The sequence below is a fragment of the Micromonospora sp. LOL_025 genome, from assembly GCF_048060285.1.
Taxonomy (GTDB): Bacteria; Actinomycetota; Actinomycetes; order Mycobacteriales; family Micromonosporaceae; genus Micromonospora.
Genome location: NZ_JBHMIR010000004.1, coordinates 195569 through 214172 on the forward strand (window position 1 = coordinate 195569; position 18604 = coordinate 214172).

Annotated in this window: 19 protein-coding genes; 9 read left to right on the top strand and 10 right to left on the bottom strand. The window is 75.2% G+C overall.

Annotation, left to right across the window (positions count from 1 at the left end; translation table 11 throughout):
- Nucleotides 1–30: 30 nt before the first annotated feature.
- Both ACFHW0_RS07720 and ACFHW0_RS07725 read left to right on the top strand, forming a co-directional pair.
- Nucleotides 31–1017, top strand: a complete 987-nt coding sequence (locus tag ACFHW0_RS07720; RefSeq protein WP_416606420.1) for an L-threonylcarbamoyladenylate synthase — start codon at nt 31–33, stop codon at nt 1015–1017.
- Nucleotides 1018–1166: 149 nt separating this feature from the next.
- A complete protein-coding gene (locus ACFHW0_RS07725) occupies nt 1167–1586 on the top strand; it encodes a CBS domain-containing protein (RefSeq protein WP_121397384.1) in 420 nt (139 codons plus the stop codon).
- 99 nt (nt 1587–1685) lie between these two features.
- On the opposite strand, the gene ACFHW0_RS07730 is transcribed toward ACFHW0_RS07725, so the two are convergent.
- Nucleotides 1686–2489 (bottom strand): MBL fold metallo-hydrolase, encoded by an 804-nt coding sequence (locus ACFHW0_RS07730; protein WP_416606421.1) that lies wholly within the window; start codon nt 2487–2489, stop codon nt 1686–1688.
- Between the two features lie 58 nt (nt 2490–2547).
- On the bottom strand, nt 2548–7017 hold the full coding sequence (locus ACFHW0_RS07735) for an HAD-IC family P-type ATPase (RefSeq protein ID WP_416606422.1): 4470 nt from the start codon (nt 7015–7017) through the stop codon (nt 2548–2550).
- A gap of 381 nt (nt 7018–7398) precedes the next feature.
- On the opposite strand from ACFHW0_RS07735, the gene ACFHW0_RS07740 reads away from it, so the two are divergent.
- From ACFHW0_RS07740 to ACFHW0_RS07755, 4 genes are all read left to right on the top strand, one after another.
- Nucleotides 7399–8721, top strand: a complete 1323-nt coding sequence (locus ACFHW0_RS07740) for an MFS transporter (protein WP_416606718.1) — start codon at nt 7399–7401, stop codon at nt 8719–8721.
- Between the two features lie 137 nt (nt 8722–8858).
- The gene (locus ACFHW0_RS07745) at nt 8859–9497 is read left to right on the top strand and encodes a GAP family protein (protein ID WP_416606423.1); all 639 of its coding nucleotides are present in this window, start codon (nt 8859–8861) and stop codon (nt 9495–9497) included.
- Between the two features lie 145 nt (nt 9498–9642).
- A complete protein-coding gene (locus ACFHW0_RS07750) occupies nt 9643–10428 on the top strand; it encodes an SDR family oxidoreductase (RefSeq protein ID WP_416606424.1) in 786 nt (261 codons plus the stop codon).
- Between the two features lie 37 nt (nt 10429–10465).
- Entirely contained in the window at nt 10466–10660 is a 195-nt protein-coding gene (locus ACFHW0_RS07755; protein ID WP_121397379.1) for a hypothetical protein, read from the top strand.
- 105 nt (nt 10661–10765) lie between these two features.
- Here the strand turns inward: ACFHW0_RS07755 and ACFHW0_RS07760 are convergent, their stop codons facing one another.
- Nucleotides 10766–10966, bottom strand: coding sequence for a hypothetical protein (locus ACFHW0_RS07760; protein WP_416606425.1), 201 nt, complete (start codon nt 10964–10966; stop codon nt 10766–10768).
- A gap of 150 nt (nt 10967–11116) precedes the next feature.
- On the opposite strand from ACFHW0_RS07760, the gene ACFHW0_RS07765 reads away from it, so the two are divergent.
- The gene (locus ACFHW0_RS07765; RefSeq protein WP_416606720.1) at nt 11117–11665 is read left to right on the top strand and encodes a YbaK/EbsC family protein; all 549 of its coding nucleotides are present in this window, start codon (nt 11117–11119) and stop codon (nt 11663–11665) included.
- A 98-nt stretch (nt 11666–11763) separates the two neighbouring features.
- Here ACFHW0_RS07765 and ACFHW0_RS07770 read toward each other — a convergent pair whose 3' ends face one another.
- From ACFHW0_RS07770 to soxR, 5 genes are all read right to left on the bottom strand, one after another.
- Complete coding sequence (locus ACFHW0_RS07770; protein ID WP_416606427.1) at nt 11764–12399, bottom strand: DsbA family oxidoreductase; 636 nt, start codon at nt 12397–12399, stop codon at nt 11764–11766.
- Between the two features lie 20 nt (nt 12400–12419).
- Nucleotides 12420–12848, bottom strand: coding sequence for a SufE family protein (locus tag ACFHW0_RS07775; RefSeq protein ID WP_416606428.1), 429 nt, complete (start codon nt 12846–12848; stop codon nt 12420–12422).
- A 74-nt stretch (nt 12849–12922) separates the two neighbouring features.
- Nucleotides 12923–13348: a CBS domain-containing protein gene (locus tag ACFHW0_RS07780; protein ID WP_121397374.1), complete on the bottom strand. Its 426-nt coding sequence runs from the start codon at nt 13346–13348 to the stop codon at nt 12923–12925.
- A gap of 56 nt (nt 13349–13404) precedes the next feature.
- Nucleotides 13405–15174, bottom strand: coding sequence for a proline--tRNA ligase (locus ACFHW0_RS07785; protein ID WP_416606430.1), 1770 nt, complete (start codon nt 15172–15174; stop codon nt 13405–13407).
- 55 nt (nt 15175–15229) lie between these two features.
- The gene (gene soxR / locus ACFHW0_RS07790; RefSeq protein WP_416606432.1) at nt 15230–15718 is read right to left on the bottom strand and encodes a redox-sensitive transcriptional activator SoxR; all 489 of its coding nucleotides are present in this window, start codon (nt 15716–15718) and stop codon (nt 15230–15232) included.
- A gap of 54 nt (nt 15719–15772) precedes the next feature.
- On the opposite strand from soxR, the gene ACFHW0_RS07795 reads away from it, so the two are divergent.
- Together ACFHW0_RS07795 and ACFHW0_RS07800 are read left to right on the top strand one after the other, a co-directional pair.
- Complete coding sequence (locus ACFHW0_RS07795) at nt 15773–16111, top strand: NADPH-dependent FMN reductase (protein WP_416606433.1); 339 nt, start codon at nt 15773–15775, stop codon at nt 16109–16111.
- Nucleotides 16108–17322 (top strand): MFS transporter, encoded by a 1215-nt coding sequence (locus ACFHW0_RS07800; protein WP_416606435.1) that lies wholly within the window; start codon nt 16108–16110, stop codon nt 17320–17322. Before ACFHW0_RS07795 ends, ACFHW0_RS07800 begins: the two co-directional genes overlap by 4 nt.
- A gap of 145 nt (nt 17323–17467) precedes the next feature.
- Here the strand turns inward: ACFHW0_RS07800 and ACFHW0_RS07805 are convergent, their stop codons facing one another.
- Both ACFHW0_RS07805 and ACFHW0_RS07810 read right to left on the bottom strand, forming a co-directional pair.
- Nucleotides 17468–17968, bottom strand: a complete 501-nt coding sequence (locus tag ACFHW0_RS07805; protein WP_416606437.1) for a roadblock/LC7 domain-containing protein — start codon at nt 17966–17968, stop codon at nt 17468–17470.
- Complete coding sequence (locus tag ACFHW0_RS07810) at nt 17965–18336, bottom strand: hypothetical protein (protein ID WP_121397368.1); 372 nt, start codon at nt 18334–18336, stop codon at nt 17965–17967. Before ACFHW0_RS07810 ends, ACFHW0_RS07805 begins: the two co-directional genes overlap by 4 nt.
- Nucleotides 18337–18604 lie beyond the last annotated feature (268 nt).

An 18604-nucleotide genomic window follows, 5' to 3' on the forward strand; every position in this document is an offset into this window, starting at 1 on the left:
CGCCGTTCCGGGCAGGTTAGCGTCGCAGGTGTGACCACCGGATCCCCACGCGTGCTACCGGCCGACAGCGGCATCGCCGAGGCGGCCTCCGTCCTGCGTACCGGCGGGTTGGTGGCCTTTCCCACCGAGACCGTCTACGGGCTCGGCGCGAACGCGCTGGACGCCCGGGCCGCCGCCCGGATCTTCGAGGCGAAGGCGCGGCCCAGCTTCGACCCGCTGATCACGCACCTCACGGACGCGGCCGAGCTGGAGAAGCTGGTCGGGGCGGTGCCGGCGGCGGTGGCGGCGTTGGCCGGGCGCTTCTGGCCCGGGCCGCTCACGCTGATCGTGGACCGGCCGGCGGCGATCCCGCCGATCGTCACCTCCGGACTGGCGACGATGGCGGTCCGCGTGCCGGACAACGCGTACGCGCGGGCGCTCATCGCCGAGGCCGGGGTGCCGGTGGCGGCGCCGAGCGCGAACCGGTTCGGCCAGCTCAGCCCGACGCGGGCCGAGCACGTGGTGCGGGGCCTGGGCGCCGCCGTGGACGTGGTGCTCGACGGCGGGCCGACGCGGTGCGGCATCGAGTCGACCATCGTGGACGCCCGGGGCGGGCGGCCGGTGGTGCTGCGCCTCGGCGCGCTGCCGGTCGAGGCGCTGGAGGAGGCGGCCGGCCCGGTGACCGTACGACCGGGCAGCTCGGGGCAGCCCGTCGCGCCCGGCACGCTGGCGGCGCACTACGCCCCGCGTACGCCGCTGCGGTTGGTCCCGGGCGGCGAGCCGCCGGCGGCCGACGGGGTCCGGCGCGGCTTCCTGGCCTTCCGCGACCGGCCGGCGGGCGACTGGGCGGCCGTGCAGGTGCTCTCCGCCGCCGGCGACCTGACCGAGGCCGCCGCGCGGCTGTTCGACGCGCTGCACGAGCTGGACGCGGCCGGGGTCGGCGAGATCCTCGTCGAGCCGGTGCCCGAGGTGGGCGTCGGCCGGGCGGTCAACGACCGGCTGCGCCGCGCCGCCGCCACCTGGCATCCGGCGGGGTGAGGCGGGGGCGGGGCGGCCACCCGGCTCGGCGACGGGACGCGGCCCAGCTCGGCGACGGCGCGTCGGCGGTCCCACCTTCCGGGTGCATGGGCGGGGAGGACGGGGGTAGGAGAAACGTCAACAACCCCCTGGAAGTGAGGTGTCAGCCAATGCCGACCGCACGCGAGATCATGACGAACGATGTGACCTGCATCCGTGAGCAGGACGACCTCAAGACGGCCGCCAAGCAGATGGCCCAGCTGGGCGTCGGCTCGCTGCCGATCTGCGGGGACGACAACCGGCTCAAGGGAATGCTGACCGACCGTGACATCGTGGTGAAGGTCCTCGCCGAGGGCCGCGACCCGGGCCGCGTCACCGCCGGTGAACTCGCCCAGGGCGAGGCGGTGACGATCGGCGCGGACGACGACGCGGCGGAGATCCTGCGGACCATGAGCCAGCACAAGGTGCGCCGGCTGCCGGTGATCGACGGGCACGAGCTCGTCGGCATCGTGGCCGTCGCCGACGTGGCCCGCTCCCTGCCCGAGCGCCCGGTGGGCGACCTCATCGAGGCCATCTCCGAGCGCGCCTGACCGCACGTCACGACCGATCGCCGCCCTCCGGCTCCGGCCGGGAGGCGGCGATCGGCGTACGCGGGCCCGCGCCCGGCGGGGATCGGACGGGGTGGCGGCTCAGTCCGGGGGCGTCAGCGGGACGGTCTCGCCCCGGGCGATGGTGCGGATGCTCCCGGCGAGGCCGCGCCGCCGCACCTCCGCCACGAAGTGGCCCAGCGGCGAGCGGAACACCGGGTAGTCGTCGTAGTGGATCGGCACGGTCAGCTTCGGCCGGACCAGCTCCACCAGGTCGGCGCCCTGCCGCGCGTCCATGGTGAGCAGGATGCCGGCGATCCGGGTGCCGCCGAGGTGGATCAGCATCGCGTCGATGTCCGGGTACCGCTCGGGGATGTCGGCGAGCATCGGCCGGTTCAGCGTGTCGCCGGTGACGTAGAGGCGGAACTGGCGGCTGCCCCCGCGTTCCAGGTCGATCATCGTGCCCATCACGTCGGGCATCAGCACGTCCAGCGCGCCCGGCCCGTGCCTTCCCGGCATCGAGGTCAGCCGCAGCGTCTCGCCGTCGCGGCGCAGCTCCCGGGAGTTCCAGGTGGGCAGCCCTTCGGCGGCCCGGAAGCCCCAGCGGCGCAGCTTCCGTTCGGCGGCGGGAGTGGTGACGATCGGCAGCTCCCGGTCGAGTTCCCGGCGGGCCACGCGGTCGAAGTGGTCGCCGTGCAGGTGGGAGAGGACGACCGCGTCCAGCGACGGCAGTTGGGCGATCCGCAACGCGGGGTCGGTGCGCCGCCGCGACCAGAGCCCCTTGCCCAGGTACGCGCGTTGGCCCCGGTGCAGGAAGTTCGGGTCGGTGAGCAGGGTGAACCCGCCGATCCGCAGCACCGTGGTGGCGGTGCCGATGAACGTGACCTCCGGCTGCGTCGTCAACATGCGTACCTCCGCCCGCAGCCGTACCCGTGATCGGCACGGTCATGCCGATCGGCGGCGGTCACGCCCGCGCCGGCCCGTCGGCCGAGGTTCGCCCGTCGGGGTCCGGGCGGTCCGCCGGCGGGGACCCCGACTGGGGCAGGCGTTCCACCAGGCGGGTGAGCGCGCCGTTCGCGAAGGTGGCGCCGAGCGCGGAGCCCGTCGCGATGGTCCAGCCGACCGGGCCGAGCGGCGTGCAGCCGAAGAAGTGGCTGACCCCCGGCGTCTGAACGACCACCACCAGCACCCCGAGCGACGCGGCGGTGGAGGCCAGTACGGCCGGGCTGGTGCCGCCGGCCAACACCGTCTGTCCGAGCTGGGTGCCGACCAGCGAGACCAGCGCGACGGTGCCCGCCCGCCTGCGTCGCCCGGTGTAGCGGGCCAACGTCCAGCCGGCGGTGGCGCCCAGCGTCGTGGCGGCGGCGCGCAGCCCGATCTCCCGGGTCATCGTCTCGCCCAGCGAGGTGTCGGGGCCCTCCCTGAGCAGGCCGTCGGCATGGTCCGCGCCGGGCGGCCGGACGGCGATCGCCAACGCCGGCGCCAGGTCGGTGAGCAGGTTGACCAGGAGCAGTTGCCGGCCGGTGAGCGCCGATCGGCCGGTCGCGGCGGCGGTCAGCACGCTGAACGCGATCTCGCCGAGGTTCCCGCCGACCAGGATGCTGAGCGCGTGGCGTACCGAGGACCACATCGCCCGGCCCTCGACCAGGGTGGCGATGATGGTCTCCAGCCGGTCGTCGGTGACCACCAGGTCGGCCGCCGCCCGGGCCGCCGGGGTGCCCCGCTGACCGAGGGCGATGCCCACGTCGGCCAGCCGGATCGCCGCGGCGTCGTTGGCGCCGTCGCCGGTCATCGCCACCGTACGTCCGCACCTCTGCAACGCCTGGATGATCCGGACCTTGTGCGCCGGGGTGCACCGGGCCACCACGTCCGTGACGGCGAGCCGCGCGGCGAGGGCCTCGTCGTCGAGCTGGTCGAGTTCCGTCGCGGTGACCACCCGCTGGTCCTCGTGGTCGCTGATGGTGGCCGCGATGGCCTCGGCGGTCGCCGGATGGTCACCGGTGATCATGATGGTGTGCACGCCGGCCTGACGGATCCGGCGCACGGCGGGGGCGGCGCTCTCGCGTACCCCGTCGGCGAGGGCCAGGAAGCCGACGAAGGTCAGGTCGTGCACCTGCTCGTCCGTGACGCCGGGAGAGGAGACCCGGCACTCTGCCACGGCGAGGATCCGGTGTCCCGCCCCCGCCCGGTCGGCGAGCATGGCGTGCAGCCCGTCGCGGCCCGAGTCGTCGAGCGGCTCGTCGCGTCCCCCCGGCGTACGCCAGCCCGAGCACCGGGGCAGCACCGACTCCGGTGCCCCCTTCACGCTGAGCAGCAGCCGGTCCCCGGCCCGGCCGACGGTGGCGTGGTAGCCACGGGACGGCTCGAACGGCAGCCCACCCACCGGCTCCCATCCCTGGGCGCCGGTCTGCTCGGTGACCCCGGCGGCCTGCGCGCCGGACCGGACCGCCCGGTCGGTCTGCTGGGCCAGGTCGTGGGGGCCGTCGGCGCTCGGGGTGGCGCGCAGCGCGGTCGAGAGGGTGAGCCGAAGGCCGTCGTCGAGGCGGTCCACCGGTGCGTACCGGCCGTCGTCGCCGACCCCGGCGAGCATCAGCTGCCCCTCGGTTAGGGTGCCGGTCTTGTCGAAGCAGAGCACGTCCACCCGCCCGAGCGCCTCGATGGTGCGTGGGTTGCGGACCAGCGCGCCGTGCTCCGCCAGCCGCCGCGCGGCGGCGAGCTGTGCGGCGCTGACCAGGAAGGGCAGCCCTTCCGGCACGGACGCGACGGCCAGGTTTGCGGCGGTCGCGGCGGTCTGGGCCAGGGGTACGCCCCGCAGCAGCCCCGCGCCGGCCACCGCCACCGCCGAGCCGGCGGCCAGCGGGATCGCCGCCCGGGTCAATCCGCCCAGCCGCGCCTCCACCCCGCTCGCCGGGGGGGCCTGCCGGGCCATCGCCAGGCTCCGCCCCGCCTCGGTGCCCGCGCCGGTCGCCACCACCACCGCCGTCCCGTGGCCGGCGGCGACGCTGGTGCCCTCGTAGAGCATCGAGCGCCGGTCGGCGACGGCGGCGGCGACCACCGGCTGATCGGTCTTGCCGACCGGCAGCGACTCGCCGGTGAGCGAGGACTCGTCCATCTCCAGCCCGGCCGACTCCAGCACCCGGCAGTCGGCCGGCACGGCGTCCCCCGATTCGAGGACGATGACGTCCCCGGGCACCAGGTCCTCGGCCGGCAGGATCCGCTCCGCGCCGTCGCGGCGTACCCGGGCCGTCACCGCCGAGCGGGACAGCAGCTCGGCGAGCGACCGCTCGGTGTTGTGCTGGTGCACCGCCCCGAGCAGCGCCGACCCGCCGACCACGCCGCCGACCAGGGCGGCGTCGACGGGCGAGCCGAGGGTGGCGGAGAGCACCGCCCCGGCGGCCAGCACCGGGGTGAGCGGGTTGGTCAGCTCGTCGACGAAGGCGCGGAGCAGCCCCGTCGGCCCCGAGGGCCGTACGCTCCCGTCGCCCCGGCGGCGCTCGGCCTCGTCGGTGGGGAGCCCGTCCGGGCCGGTGTCGAGCTGGTCCAGCACGGTCGAGGACGGCATCAGGTGCCACGCGGTGATGGCCGGCGCCGGGGAGTCCGCCGGGCCGGGCAGCCGGTGCGCCCGCAGGACGCCGTGGGCGAAGGCCAGCGCCGCCGCCCCGTTGACGGCCGCGACGGCGCGGCCGGGCAGCCGCGCGGGCGAGGCGGTGAGCGCCCCCAGGACGCCGAGGCCGGTGCCGGCCATGGCCAGGCCGATGTTCTGCCGTGCCATCCGGCGGGCCACCCCGGCCGCCTCGACCACCAGCGCCGCCACCCGCAGGTCGGCGCCGACCAGCAGGTGCGCGCCCCAGGGTGGCAGGTCCTCGTCGGCGGAGAGCCCCAGCCCGCAGTCGGCGGCGCCGAGCGCGGCACGGTCCCCGGAGACCACCATCACCACGGCCCCGCCGCGTTGCAGCTCCCGCACCGACCCGGCCAGCCGGTCGCGCCCGGGCAGGTGGGCGTCGGCGAAGTCGTACCGCCGCTCGTCGTCGCCGGCCACGACCAGCCGCAGACCGGCCTGGCGGGCGGCGGCCGGCAGGGCGTCGACGCCCGGAGCCGGCTCCGGCTCGACCCGCAGTACGGCGGCGAGGGTGCCGCCGTCGGCCAGGCCGAGCAGGGGTCCGCCCGCGTCGCGCAGCCGCCGGCTGTCGGCGGTGTCGCCCGGGTCCTCGACGTCCAGCGCGTCCAGCGGCCCGAGCCGCCAGCCGTCGGCGTGCCGCAGCTCCCGGGGCGCGGCAGGGTCGAAGAGGGCGAAGGCGCGCGCCGCCACCCGCCCGGTGTCCGCCCCGGCCAGCGGCGCCAGGTCCGCCAGCACGCCCCGGTCGGAGCCGAGCACGGCGGCGTCCAGCACCAGGGTGTCGATCCGGTCGAGTTCGCGCAGCACGTTGCGGTCCATCGCGATCACCCCGCGCCGGGCGAGGATCCAGCCGAGCTGCGCGGCGTACCCCTCGCGTCCGCTGCCGGGGGCCTTCGGCAGCGCGGAGAGACCCAGCGCGGCGGCCCGCTTCCAACCCACGACCGGCGTCGCGGCGGCCACCGCGACGGCGCCCGCGTCGAGCGTCCGGGACACGTACTTCTCGACGGGGCCGTCCGGCTTCGGCCGGGGGCGCTCGATCTTCGGCGCGGGGGCGGCGGCCCGCTCCGGATGTCCGGTCAGCCGGGGTTCGGCCTTTGCCCACGCGCGGAGCTGGGCGCGCGCCTCGCCCCACTGCACCACCCGGTGCGCGCCGTCGAGCACGAGCCCGGTCCAGCTGCCCGTGAGGCCCTGCACCACCGCCTCGGCGAGCGGGAACAGCAGATCGGCGCGGGGGTCGGCGCGTAGCCCCCGGTCGGCCAGCGCGTGCAGCCTCGGGTGCAGGTCGACCGCGCCGAGCAGCCCGGCGACCTCCCCGGGCACCGGCGTGAACGGCAGGACCCGGGTGGCGGCGGAGAGGGTCAGGCCGAGGGCGTCGGAGGCCAACGCGCCGAGGGTGCGCGGCGTGCGCGGCCCCTCCTCGGGCGGGTGCGGCGGCGGGATCTGCGGGTCCGGCTCGTGCGGGCAGGTGCGTTCGGTGCGGGCGACGGTCGCGATGAGGTCCCGCAGGGCCGGCTCCGGCGTACCGACGGCGACGACCACCCGGCCGGACGGGGCGTTGACCCGCGCCCACTGGACGCCGGGCATCCGCTCCAGCGCCGCCTCGACCTGACGCGCGAGGACGTCGCCGCCGTCCTGGCAGACCCCGAGCACCTCGATGTGGTGCCGGCCGGGGCGGGACCAGACCCGGCGGCGGCTCAGCCCGGCCGCCCGCGCCAGCCGGGCCGCGACGGCACCGACGTTCCGGGACGCCTCACCGACGACCGGCGGCACCGTGACCGGCGGAAGGAGCCGGCCGGCGGTGCGGACCAGCGAGATCATCGAGGCGTACGACCGGACGGGCGCCGGTCAGGCCCCTCGCTGCCGCTGCTGCCGCCGTACGCCATCTCGCCTCCCACGCCTGCGCTCCGGCGGCCTGCCTTCCCGGCTGATCGTCCGTCATGCGCTTCGAGCGGCGGAAGTTCCCCGGGTGGGCCGGAGAGAGTCGGGTCACCCTTGACCTCAATCCGGGTTGAGGTCCGAGGCTGGTCGCATGCTGATCGAACTGCTCCGCCACGAGGCGGGTCCGTCCGACCCACGGGCCCGCCTCGGCCACCGACCGCTGTGGCTGCCGCGCCCGGCGGACCGGAGGTGACCGGGACGGCGGCGCCGGCCGCCCCGGTCGCCGACGAGGCCGGGCTCTTCGCGCCGCGGTTGCGCGCGATGACGGTGGGCAGCGTCGCGCTGATCTCGCTGCTCGCCTTCGAGGCGCTGGCGGTGGGCACCGCCATGCCGACCGTCGCCCGCAGCCTCGACGGACTGGCCCTCTACGGGATCGCCTTCGGGGGCCCGTTCGCCGCCGGCGTGCTGGCCATGGTCGCCTCCGGCATCTGGTGCGACTCCCGGGGCCCCCGGGCGCCGATGTGGCACGGGCTCGGCTGGTTCGTGCTGGGGCTGGTGCTCGCCGGCGGTGCCACCACCATGGGCGTCCTGGTCGCGGGCCGGATCGTGCAGGGCTTCGGCTCCGGCCTGCTCTCGGTGGCGCTCTACGTGATCGTCGGGCAGGCGTACCCGGAGGCGCTGCACCGGCGGATCTTCGCGGCGTTCGCCGCCGCGTGGGTCGTACCGTCGCTGGTCGGGCCGGCGCTGGCCGGCCTCATCGTGGAGCACCTCGGCTGGCGCTGGGTCTTCCTGGCGGTGCCGGTGGTGGCGGTGCCGGCGGTGCTGCTGATCCACCCCGGCCTGCGGACGATCGGCGCGGGCACGGTCACCGGGTTGCCGTCCGGCGCGGCGGCCCGGATCGGCTGGGCCTGCGGGGCGGGGGTGAGCGCCGCACTGTTGCACATCGGGGGGCAGCAGCGCGGCGCCGCCGCCGTCGGGCTGGTGGCCCTGGCGCTGGTCGGGCTGCTGGTCTGCGCGCCCCGGCTGCTGCCGGCCGGGTTCCTGCGCGCCGGCCGGGGCCTGCCCACCGTGGTCGGGCTGCGCGGTCTCGCCTCGGCCGCGTTCGTCGGCGCGGAGGTGGTGATCCCGCTGATGCTCTCCCGGGAGCGGGGACTGTCGCCGACCGCCGCCGGTCTGGTCCTGACCACGGGCGCGCTCGCCTGGTCGGCGGGCTCCTGGTTGCAGGGGCGGATGCCGGCGCCGCGCTCCCGGGCCACCCTGCCGAGGGCGGGGCTGACCTGCATCGCCGCCGGTACGGCCGTGGTCACGCTCGCGGTCGCGCCGGCGGTGCCGGTCTGGGTCGGCGTGCTGGGCTGGGCCGGCGCGGGCCTCGGCATGGGGCTGCTCTACCCCTCGTTGTCGGTGCTCACGCTGGAGCTGTCCGCCCCCGGTGAGCAGGGCCGCAACAGCTCCTCGCTGCAACTGGGCGACTCGCTCTTCGCGGCGACCGTGCTGGCGCTCACCGGCGCGGTGCTCGCCGCCGGTGCGGCCCCGGGACCGGCCAGCTACGCCGGCACCCTCGCGGTGGCCTGCGGGCTGGCCCTGCTGGGTGTCGTGCTCGCCGGCCGGGTGGTGCCCGGCGCGACCGGGATCCGCGCCGGCTGACCGCCCGCCGGGGCCCCGAATCCGGCTGACCGCCCGGCCCCGACCCGGCTGACCGGCCGCCGGGATTCCGGCCCGGCGGGCGGCGATGCGCCGATTCGGTCCGGTGGCGACCGCCGGCCCGGGAGGATGGGCGGGCGATGAACTTCCTGACCATCCTGCCGATGGCCGTGGTGATGGTCGCCGGGACGCAGCTGGTCGCGGCGGTCTTCCTCGCCTCGGCGGACCGGCCGCGTGCCGCGTCGCTGGGCTACCTGAGCGGGGCGGGGCTCGTGGTGGCGGGCGGGGTGACGGTGAGTTGGCTGGTCACCCGGGCCGTGAAGGTCGACGTCGGTGCCGGGCCCGGGCGGCGCGCGGTCGAGAGCCGGATCGACGTGGTCGTGCTGGCGTTGCTGGTCGTCCTGGCGGTGGTCGTCCTCCTGCGCCGGCACACCGCCGGCCCGCCGAAGTGGATGAGCGGCCTCCAGCGGGCGAGCCCGGCGTACGCGCTGCGGCTCGGCGTGCTGCTCTTCCTGGCCATGCCGACGGACGACATCACCATGCTCACCGTCGGGGCGAGCGCCGCCCGGCACGACCTGTCCTGGTGGCACCTGCTGCCGTTCGTCCTGCTCACCCTGGCGTTGCTGGCCCTGCCGCTGCTGGCGCTGCTGCTGCTCGGTCACCGGGCCGAGGCCGTGTTGCCCCGGATCCGGGACTGGGCCGGACGGCACTCCTGGGTGGTCAGCGAGATCGTCATCGGGTTCTTCGTGGTCCTGACGGCGGCCGACCTGCTGCGGTGAGCCGGCCTGTCACGGTGGGCCCGCCTGTCGCGGTGGGCCGGCCTGCTCCGGTGAGCCGACGCACAGCCGGTCACACGCGTGGGCCGGACGCCGTCACCACCACTGTCGCGCGGCGGGCGCGCGACGGCCGGAGAGGGAGGGAACCATGAGGGTGCTGGTCACCGGGGCGAGCGGCCGGCTCGGGTGGGTGGTGCTGCCCCGGCTGCGCGCCGAGGGCTGGGACGTCCGGGCGACGAGCCGGCGGGCGCGTACCGGCTCGGAGGTGCGGTGGGCGGTCGCCGACCTGGCCACCGGGGAGGGGGTGGTCGAGGCGGTGGCCGGCGTGGACGCCGTACTGCACCTGGCCTCGGCACCGAACCGGGGGCGGCAGACCCACCGGGTCGACGTGCTCGGCACCCGCCGGCTGGTCGTCGCCGCCGGCCGGGCGGGCGTACGGCACCTGGTCTACGTCTCGATCGTCGGGGTGGACCGGGTGCCGATCCCCTACTACCGGCACAAGCTCGCCGCCGAGCAGGTCGTGGCGGCCGGGACGGTGCCGTGGACGGTGCTGCGGGCGACCCAGTTCCCGGAGTTCCTCGACGGGATGCTGCGCGGGACGAGCCGCCTCGGTCCGGTGATCGGCGACCCGGCCGTACTCGCCCAGCCGGTCGATCCGGGCGAGGTCGCGGACCGCCTCGTCCGGCGGCTCACCGCCGGCCCGCTGCGCGGCATCGAGGAGTACGGCGGCCCGGAGGTGCTCCGCTTCGACGACGCGGCCCGCGCGTGGACGGCCGCCCGGCGATCCCGTCGCCCGCTGCTCCCGGTCCGGATACCGGGCGGGCTCGGCCGCGCCCTGCGCTCGGGCGGCCTGGTCACCGGGGCGACCCCGAGGGGCGTCCGGACCTGGGCCGACCACCTCGCCGACACGTACGGGGGAACCGGCGCAAGATGAACGGCCCGCGCATTCACGTCCGGCCTACCGTGACGCCATGTTCGCCATGGTCGCCACCGTCATCCTGTACGTCGCCGGTTTCGTCTTCCTCTACGGCGTGATCCGGCTCGCCATCCGCCACGCCCTGGAGGAGATGGAGGTGCGCCGGGTCCAGGCCGAGCGCGCGGAGGAACTGGCCTCCGTCCGGGACCGCGCGCTGCTCCGCGACAACGGCTTCCTCACCGGCAACTGACCGGTCCCGTCCCGGCCGTCCCCCGGGCCTCCCGTCCCGGCCGGCCCGTCCCGGCGGTCCGGGGGCGGAACCGATACTCCGGGACGGGACCGGTGGTCCGGGTGACTAGAAGTCGGCGGCCACGGCCAGGTTGAACTTGTCGATGGCCGCCTTCTTCTCCTCCGGGAGCGCCTCGACGTCGATCCGGTCGGTCTCGCTCCTCCCGTCGTGGGTGTCGACACCCTTGAGGAGGTGATCGACGATGGAGTTCGCCTCGTCGGTGGTGAAGCCTGCGTCGGTCAGGATGTGCAGCGGAAGTTCACTCATGCCGATCGCCGGTACCCGGCATCACCCGCTTCCACACGCCGCAGGGACCCGTCTCCGGATCGATAGGGGTGACCCCTGTCGACGACGGTTCGGGTCGCTGGTGGTGTGGTGGAACCCCGGGCGTGGGCGGGTGCGAGGATCGCAGGCGTGATGGGGACGCTGAAGACCGAACCCGCCCGCAGTCGGCTCGACCTGCTCGCTCCGCCGGTCGCCGCCGCCGTCGGGCAGTGGCCTGCCGAGGCGCCGGTGGACGTCGACGACGTGCTGGTGGCGCCGATCGACGCCGGGCTCGCCGACACCGCCGCCTTCTGTGCCGCGTACGAGGTGGGGCTGGACGAGTCGGCCAACTGCGTGGTGGTGGCCGGCAAGCGTGAGGGGGTCGTGCGCTACGCGGCCTGCGTCGTGCTCGCCACCACCCGCGTCGACGTCAACGGGGTGGCCCGCCGTGCGCTCGACGTGCGGAAGGCGAGCTTCGCGCCGATGGCCGACGCGGTGGAGCTGACCGGCATGGAGTACGGCGGCATCACCCCGATCGGCCTGCCGGAGCAGTGGCCGATCCTGGTCGACGCGCGGGTGATCGCCGCCCCGCACGTGATCATCGGCTCGGGCGTACGGCACAGCAAGATCGCGCTGCCCGGGCCGGCGCTCGGCGCGTTGCCCGGCGCACGCGTGGTGGAAGGGCTGGCCAGGCCGGCCTGACCGATCACGGATATCGATGCCGTTGCACGTGAAACATCACGCCCATCGATGTCCGTCGTCGGGAGGGTCCGCCCCACCGCCGTCGTCGGGCCCTCGGGTCAGTCGGCCTCGGCCTCGCGGCGGTTCACCTCGGCCAGGGCGGCGAGCAGCGTCTCCGGCTCCTGGGCGCCGGTGACCGCGTACCTGCCGGCCAGCACGAAGGTGGGCACGCTGGTCACCCCGATCTGCCGGGCGGTGGTCAGCTCCTCGGAGAGTTCCGTCACCCGCTCGCCCGAGTCGAGGAAGCGGCGCGCCTCGGCCGCGTCCAGACCCACCTCGGCGGCGAGCGCGGCGAGCGCGTCCCGGGAGCCGACGTCGACGCCGTCGGTGAAGTGGGCACGGTAGAGCGCGTCGACCATCTCGGCGGCGCGTCCCCGGTCGGTGGCCCAGGCGACCAGGCGGTGCGCGTCGAAGGTGTTCGCCGCGACCGCGCGGTCGAAGTCGAGCTTCAGGCCGACCTGGCCCGCCACCTCCGTCACCTGACCGAACATCTGCCGCACGCGGTCCGGCCCGCCGAACTTCGCGGCCATCGCGTCGACCAGCGGGCGCGGCTCCGGCACCGGCGACGGATCGAGCTGGAACGGCCGGTAGCGGACGGTCACCTCGCCGTCGTACGACTCCAGGGCCTGCTCCAGCCGACGCTTGCCGATGTAGCACCAGGGGCACACGACGTCGGCGTAGATCTCGATCTCCATGTCGGGTGACAACCCTCCGTCTAGCTGGTCTGTTCCCGGACCTGCCGCTTGAGCCGGGCCAGGATGGCCGTGCCGCCGCGCACCCGCAGCGGGCTGATCGCCTGGGCCAGCCCCATCCGCTGGTAGAGGTCGTCGGGCACGGCGAGCACCTCGTCCGCGCTCGCCCCGGCCAGCCCCTCGGCGAGGATGCCGGCGAACGCGCGCGTGGTGGGCGCCTCCGGCGGGCAGTCGAAGAGCGTCTCCACCGTCTTCTCCGGAGTCACCCGGGCGCGCAGGAAGAACGCCGTCTGGCACTCCGGCACCTGCTCCATGCCCTCCCGGCCGGCGGCGTCGGCGGGCAGCGGCGGGATGACGTCGGCGTACTCCAGCAGCATCTCCAGCACCACGTCGCGGGGCGCGGCGGCGAACTCGTCGACGATCTCGGAAAGCCTGGCCGGCATGGATGACATGACTCCGAGGCTACCGCCGTCGGAGGGGGACCCCTCCCGCGCCACGGACGTCAGGAAGGGCCCTCCCGCGGATCTCAGACGGTGGGCGCCTGCTCGCTGATCTCGCTCAACGCCGAGTTGGGGTCGAGCTGCATCGCGAGGTCGCCGAGGGAGACGATGCCGACCAGCTTGCGTTCGGCGTCGCAGACCAGCACTCGCCGGATGCCCCGCTCCCGCATCAGGGCGGCCGCCTCGGCGGCGGTCGAGTGCTGCTCGATCATCACCACCTCGCGGGTGATGATCGAGCCGATCGTGGTGGTGGCCGGGTCGCTGCGCTCGGCCACCGCCCGGACGACGATGTCGCGGTCGGTGAGCATGCCGGCGAGGGTGGCGCCGTCGGTGACCACCACGTCGCCGATGTCCGCCTCCTTCATCACCCTGGCCGCCTCATCCAGGGTGGTCTCGGCGGGCAGGTAGATGACCTGCTTCGTCATCACGTCGCTGACCCGGTAACCGGTCATGAGAGCCTCCAGAACGCATTCAGTCGATCGGACTGCGGTACCCCGTGACACATTCGCTACACCACGTTCCCGCGCTCCCGGTGTACCCGTTCGACGAGCCGGTCCGCCACCCCGTCGACCGGCAGTTCGACGCGCTCGCCGGACGCCCGGTCGCGCAGTTCCACGTACCCCTCGGCGAGACGGCGGCCGACCACGACGGCGCGCGGGATGCCGATCAGCTCGGCGTCGGTGAACTTCACCCCGGCGGAGACGTGCGTCCGGTCGTCGACGAGCACCCGCAGGCCGGCGGCGGCGAGCCGCCCGCCGAGCTCCAGCGCCGCGTCCAGCTGCGGCCCCTTCCCGGCGGCCACCAGGTGTACGTCGCAGGGCGCGACCGCCTCCGGCCAGACCAGTCCCCGCTCGTCGTGGTGCTGCTCGGCGATCGCGGCGACCGCGCGGGACACCCCGATCCCGTAGCAGCCCATGGTGGGCCGGACGGGCTTGCCGGCGGGGCCGAGCACGTCGACGGCGAAGGCGTCGGTGTAGCGGCGACCGAGCTGGAAGATGTGTCCGATCTCGATGCCCCGCCGCATGGTCAGCTCGCCCGTGCCGCAGGCCGGGCAGGGGTCACCGGGCCGCACCTCGGCGGCCTCGACCGTGCCGTCCGGCACGAAGTCCCGGCCGCAGACCACCCCCGTCGCGTGCCGGCCCGGCTCGTTGGCGCCGGTCAGCCACGCGCTGCCCGCCACCACCCGGGGATCGGCCAGGCAGCGGATGCCCAGCTTCGCCATGACCTGCGGGCCGATGTAGCCACGGACCAGCTCCGGGTGGGCGTCCCAGCCGTCGAAGACGTCCACGGTGGCCGGGGCGACCGCCGCGCCGAGTCGCTTCAGGTCGACCTCGCGGTCGCCGGGCAGCCCGACCACCAGCAGCTCGGCCTCTTCCGCGCCGGGGCGGCGCAGGGCGAGCACCACGTTCTTCAGGGTGTCGGCGGCGGTCCAGTCGTCCCGCCCGCCCAGGCGTCGGGCGTTGGCCAGCTCGACCAGGCTGGCGATGGTCGGGGTGTCGGGGGTGTCGTGCACCTCGGCCGCCGGCTGCGCGTCCGGGTCGCCGGCCCGCGGGGCGGGCGTGGTCACCGCCTCGGTGTTGGCCGCGTAGTCGCAGGCGGTGCAGCCGACGAACGTGTCCTCGCCGACGGGCGTCGCCGCCAGGAACTCCTCCGACGCCGAACCGCCCATCGCCCCGGAGGTCGCCCGTACGACGGTGTGCTCCAGCCCGAGCCGGTCGAAGATCCGCCGGTACGCCCCGCGGTGCCGCTCGTACGCCGCCGCGAGGCCCGCCTCGTCGAGGTCGAACGAGTAGGCGTCCTTCATCAGGAACTCGCGCCCGCGCAGCAGTCCGGCGCGCGGCCGGGCCTCGTCCCGGAACTTCGTCTGGATCTGGAAGAGCGTCACCGGGAAGTCCCGGTACGAGCTGAACAGGTCCTTGACCAGCAGTGCGGCCAGTTCCTCGTGGGTGGGCGCGAGCAGGTGCTCCGCGCCGCGCCGGTCGGCGAGGGTGAAGATGTCGTCGCCGTACTCCGTCCACCGGCCGCTGGTCCGGTAGGGCTCGGCCGGCAGCAGCGCCGGGAAGTGCACCTCCTGGTCGCCGATCGCCGTCATCTCCTGCCGGACCACCTTGGTGACCCGGTCCAGCACCAGCTTGCCCAGCGGCAGCCAGGTGTAGCCGCCCGGTGCGGCGCGACGGATGTAGCCGGCGCGCAGCAGGAGCCGGTGGCTCGGCACCTCCGCGTCCGCCGGGTCCTCGCGCAGGGTCCGGAGCAGCAGGGTCGACATGCGTAGCAGCATTGGCGCAGCGTACGGCGGGCGGCGGCGGGGCGACGATCCATTTCGGATACGGCGGTCAGCCGGGTTCCGGGCCGGGCGGGGTCGCCGGGACGGGGCCGAGCAGGCGACGCGGGCCCTGACCGGTCGCGCCGAGGTGGTCGTCGGCATTGCGTAGCAGGCAGCGGTCGATGGAGAGGCAGCCGCACCCGATGCAGTCGGTCAGGTCGTCGCGCAGGTGCTGGAGTTGGGCGATGCGCTGGTCGAGTTCGGTCTGCCAGGTGGTGGAGAGCAAGGCCCAGTCCTCCCGGGTCGGGGTACGCCCGTCCGGCAGACCGGCCAACGCCTCGGCGACGAGCCGGAGCGGGATGCCGACCCGTTGGGCGACCCGGATGAAGGACACCCGCCGGATCACGTCGCGGGGGTAGCGGCGCTGTCCACCGCTGGTGCGTCGGCTGTGGATCAGCCCCTTGGCCTCGTAGAAGTGCAGGGCCGTGACGGCGACGCCGGTGCGGGCCGCGACCTGGCCGACGGTCAGTTCGGTGTGGTGGGGCGGGAGGATCGCCATGTCGGCATGCTAACGGCTTGACCTCGACCATGGTCGAGGTTGAAGACTCGCGTCATGGAGCCGACACGGATCGGAATCGTCGTGGGGCCGACGCGCCCCGGACGGCGGGGCAGGGCGGTGGCCTCGGCCGCCGGCAGGAACGCGATCGACCACCTGTGCGCCGAGTGGCACCACAAGGCGGCCGGCTTCGTCGGGTACGGCGTGACCGGGGGCTGGCGGGCCGTCGAGGCGCTGCGCCTGGTGCTGGCGGAGGTCCGGGTCGCCGGAGTGCGTACCGCCGTCGGGCTGTCCCTGCCCACCGATCTCACCGGGGAACGCCCGACCCCCGGAGCGCACCAGGAACGCAGCCTGGCCGCGATGCGGCGGTGGGCGGAACAGGCGGCCCACTCGTGACCGGCGTCGCCGCGGCTCCCGCCGCCACGGCCTCCGTCGCCGGTCGCCGGGCGGCGGCGGCCGTCCTGCTCGCCGGCTCCCTGCTGACCGTGCTCGCGGGCGCGGTGCTGACCCCGGTGGTCGAGTTGATCCGGGGCGAACTCCGGCTCACCGGCACCGCCGCCGGGCTCGTCCTCACCGCGCACGGACTCTCCCTCGCCCTCGCCGGCCCGCTGGTCGGCCGCGCCATCGACCGGTGGGGGGTGCGCACCCCCCTGGCCCTCGGGCTGGCCCTGTACGGGCTCGCCGGCGGCGCGGGTCTGGTCACCGACAACTATCCCCTGCTGATCGCCACCCGCCTGCTGTTCGGCGTCGGCGCGGCACTGGTCTTCGCGGGGACCACGCTCGGGCTGCTCGACCTCTACGCGGGGGCGGCCCGCGACCGGGCGATGGGCTGGCGGTCCACCGCGATCAGCCTCGGCGGGGTGCTGTTCCCGCTGCTGGGCGGCGTGCTGGGCGGGCTCTCCTGGCACGCCCCCTTCGGCGTCTACCTGGTCGGGGTACCCCTCGGCCTGGTCACGCTCCGGGTGCTCCCGGGTCGTTGCGCCGCCACCGGCTCCGGCGCGCCACCCGGCCGGTCGGGATCGCTGTGGAACCTGCTCCGCGACCATCCCGCGCTCGTCGGGATCTACGGCCTCCAGGCGGTGACCAGCCTGCTGCTGTACGGGGTGCTGGTGTTCCTGCCGCAGCGGCTGGCCGAGGTCGGCATCACCCAGACGGCCGCCGTGGCGCTGTTCACGGGCGCCCCGTCGCTGGCCATGAGCGTCGTCGGTCTCGGCTACGCGCGGGCCCGGGCCCGCCTGGGGCAGGCGCGGCTGCTCGCGGTCACCCTCGCCGTCTTCGCGGTCGCGCTGGTCACCCTCGGGCTGACCGGTTCGCCGGCGCTGATGCTCGTCGCGCCGGCCGTGTTCGGGATCGGCATGGGGCTGGCCGTGCCGGCGCTGACCGTGCTGGTGGCCGAACACTCACCGCCCGCCCGGCGCGGCCAGGCCACCGCGCTGCTGGCCAGCGCCACCTTCGCCGGCCTGTTCGTCTCACCGCTGCTGTTCGGGTCGGTCCAGGCGGCCACCTCGACGCGCGGCACGTTCCTGGCCGGGGCGGCGCTGGCCGGCGCCACCCTGGCGCTGCTCGCCGTCCGCCTTCGCGCGGGGCAGCGGTCGTCGGCGGCCTGACCGGTCGACCCGGCCCGCACCCCGGCCGACGATCTGCCGGGGCCGGTCGGGCGGAGCGGGGCGGACCCGCGTTCCGCCCGACCGTCGGCGGGGAGTTCCCTCCCGGCGGCGGCAGCCCTGTCCACCACCGGAACAGGGCCTGCCCTCAGGACTCTCGGCCGGCGTGGACGGACTGATCCAGCAGGGCGGCGAGCCGCTCGGCCACCGGCGGAGCGTGCAGGTGCAGCCGGGCCACGTTGATGCTGTCCTCGCCGACCACCGCGAGCAGCGCCTGCGGGCTGACCGCGTAGACGCTCAGGTAGCCGCCGGCGTTGCGGACGGTGGACTGCTGGAAGGCGCCCTGCCCCAGCCGCAGCCCGACCTGCCGGCCCAGTCCGTACGTGGTGGCGGCGAGCGCCGCCAGGTCGTTCGGGTCGACGTCGGTCTGCAGGTTGTGGGTGATGAGCAGGCCGTCCACGCCGCCGAGGACGCAGCCGTGCACCCCCGGGATCTGGAGGCGCAGCTCCGACAGCTCGTGCCCGATCGCCGGGTACGGCAGCGACGTGTTCCCGGCCAGCGACGGGGGCAACGGCCGGGGTGGCGGCAGGGTGCCCGTACGTGCGCTGCGGCGGGGAAGGGGGGTCTCGGTGTCGTCGATCCCGCTCACAACTCCAGGCTCTCCTCGATGCTGCGCAGCTGGTGGCGTGCCATCGCCAGGTTGGCGCGGCTCTTGCTCACCATCAGGTAGAGGAAGAGCCCCTTGCCGGTGCGGCTGGTCACCGGGCGGATCAGGTGGTACTGGGTGCCGAGCGTGATGAGGATGTCCTCGATCTCGTCGTTCAGCTTGAGCATCTCGATGGTGCGCAGCTTGGCGCGGACGACATCGGTGTTGCCGGCGGCGGCGACGGTGAGGTCGATCTCCCCGGTTCCTCCGGCCACGCCCAGCGTCATCCCGCTGTTGTAGTCGACGAGTGCGGCGCCGATCGCGCCGTCGATGCTCATCGCGGTTTTCAGTGCCATGTCGAGGTTCGGCACGGTGTTTCTCCCAGAACTTACGGGCGGCGTCGCCGTCTGCTCAGCAGAGGGCGACCCGGCGGTGACAGGTGTTACGACCTCGTGAAAAGGGCTTGGACGAGGCTCGCACACGGGGGGCCGCGGCGCACCTGCTGGCGTCGCCATCCACCTGACCGGACCGTGTCGACCGGCCGGCAGTCCCCGCAAGTGGAACGCTCCGACGGATGGCCGACAGCGCCATCGAACTCCTTGACCCCGAGCGGAGCGAAGATCAGGCCCCGGCTGTCCA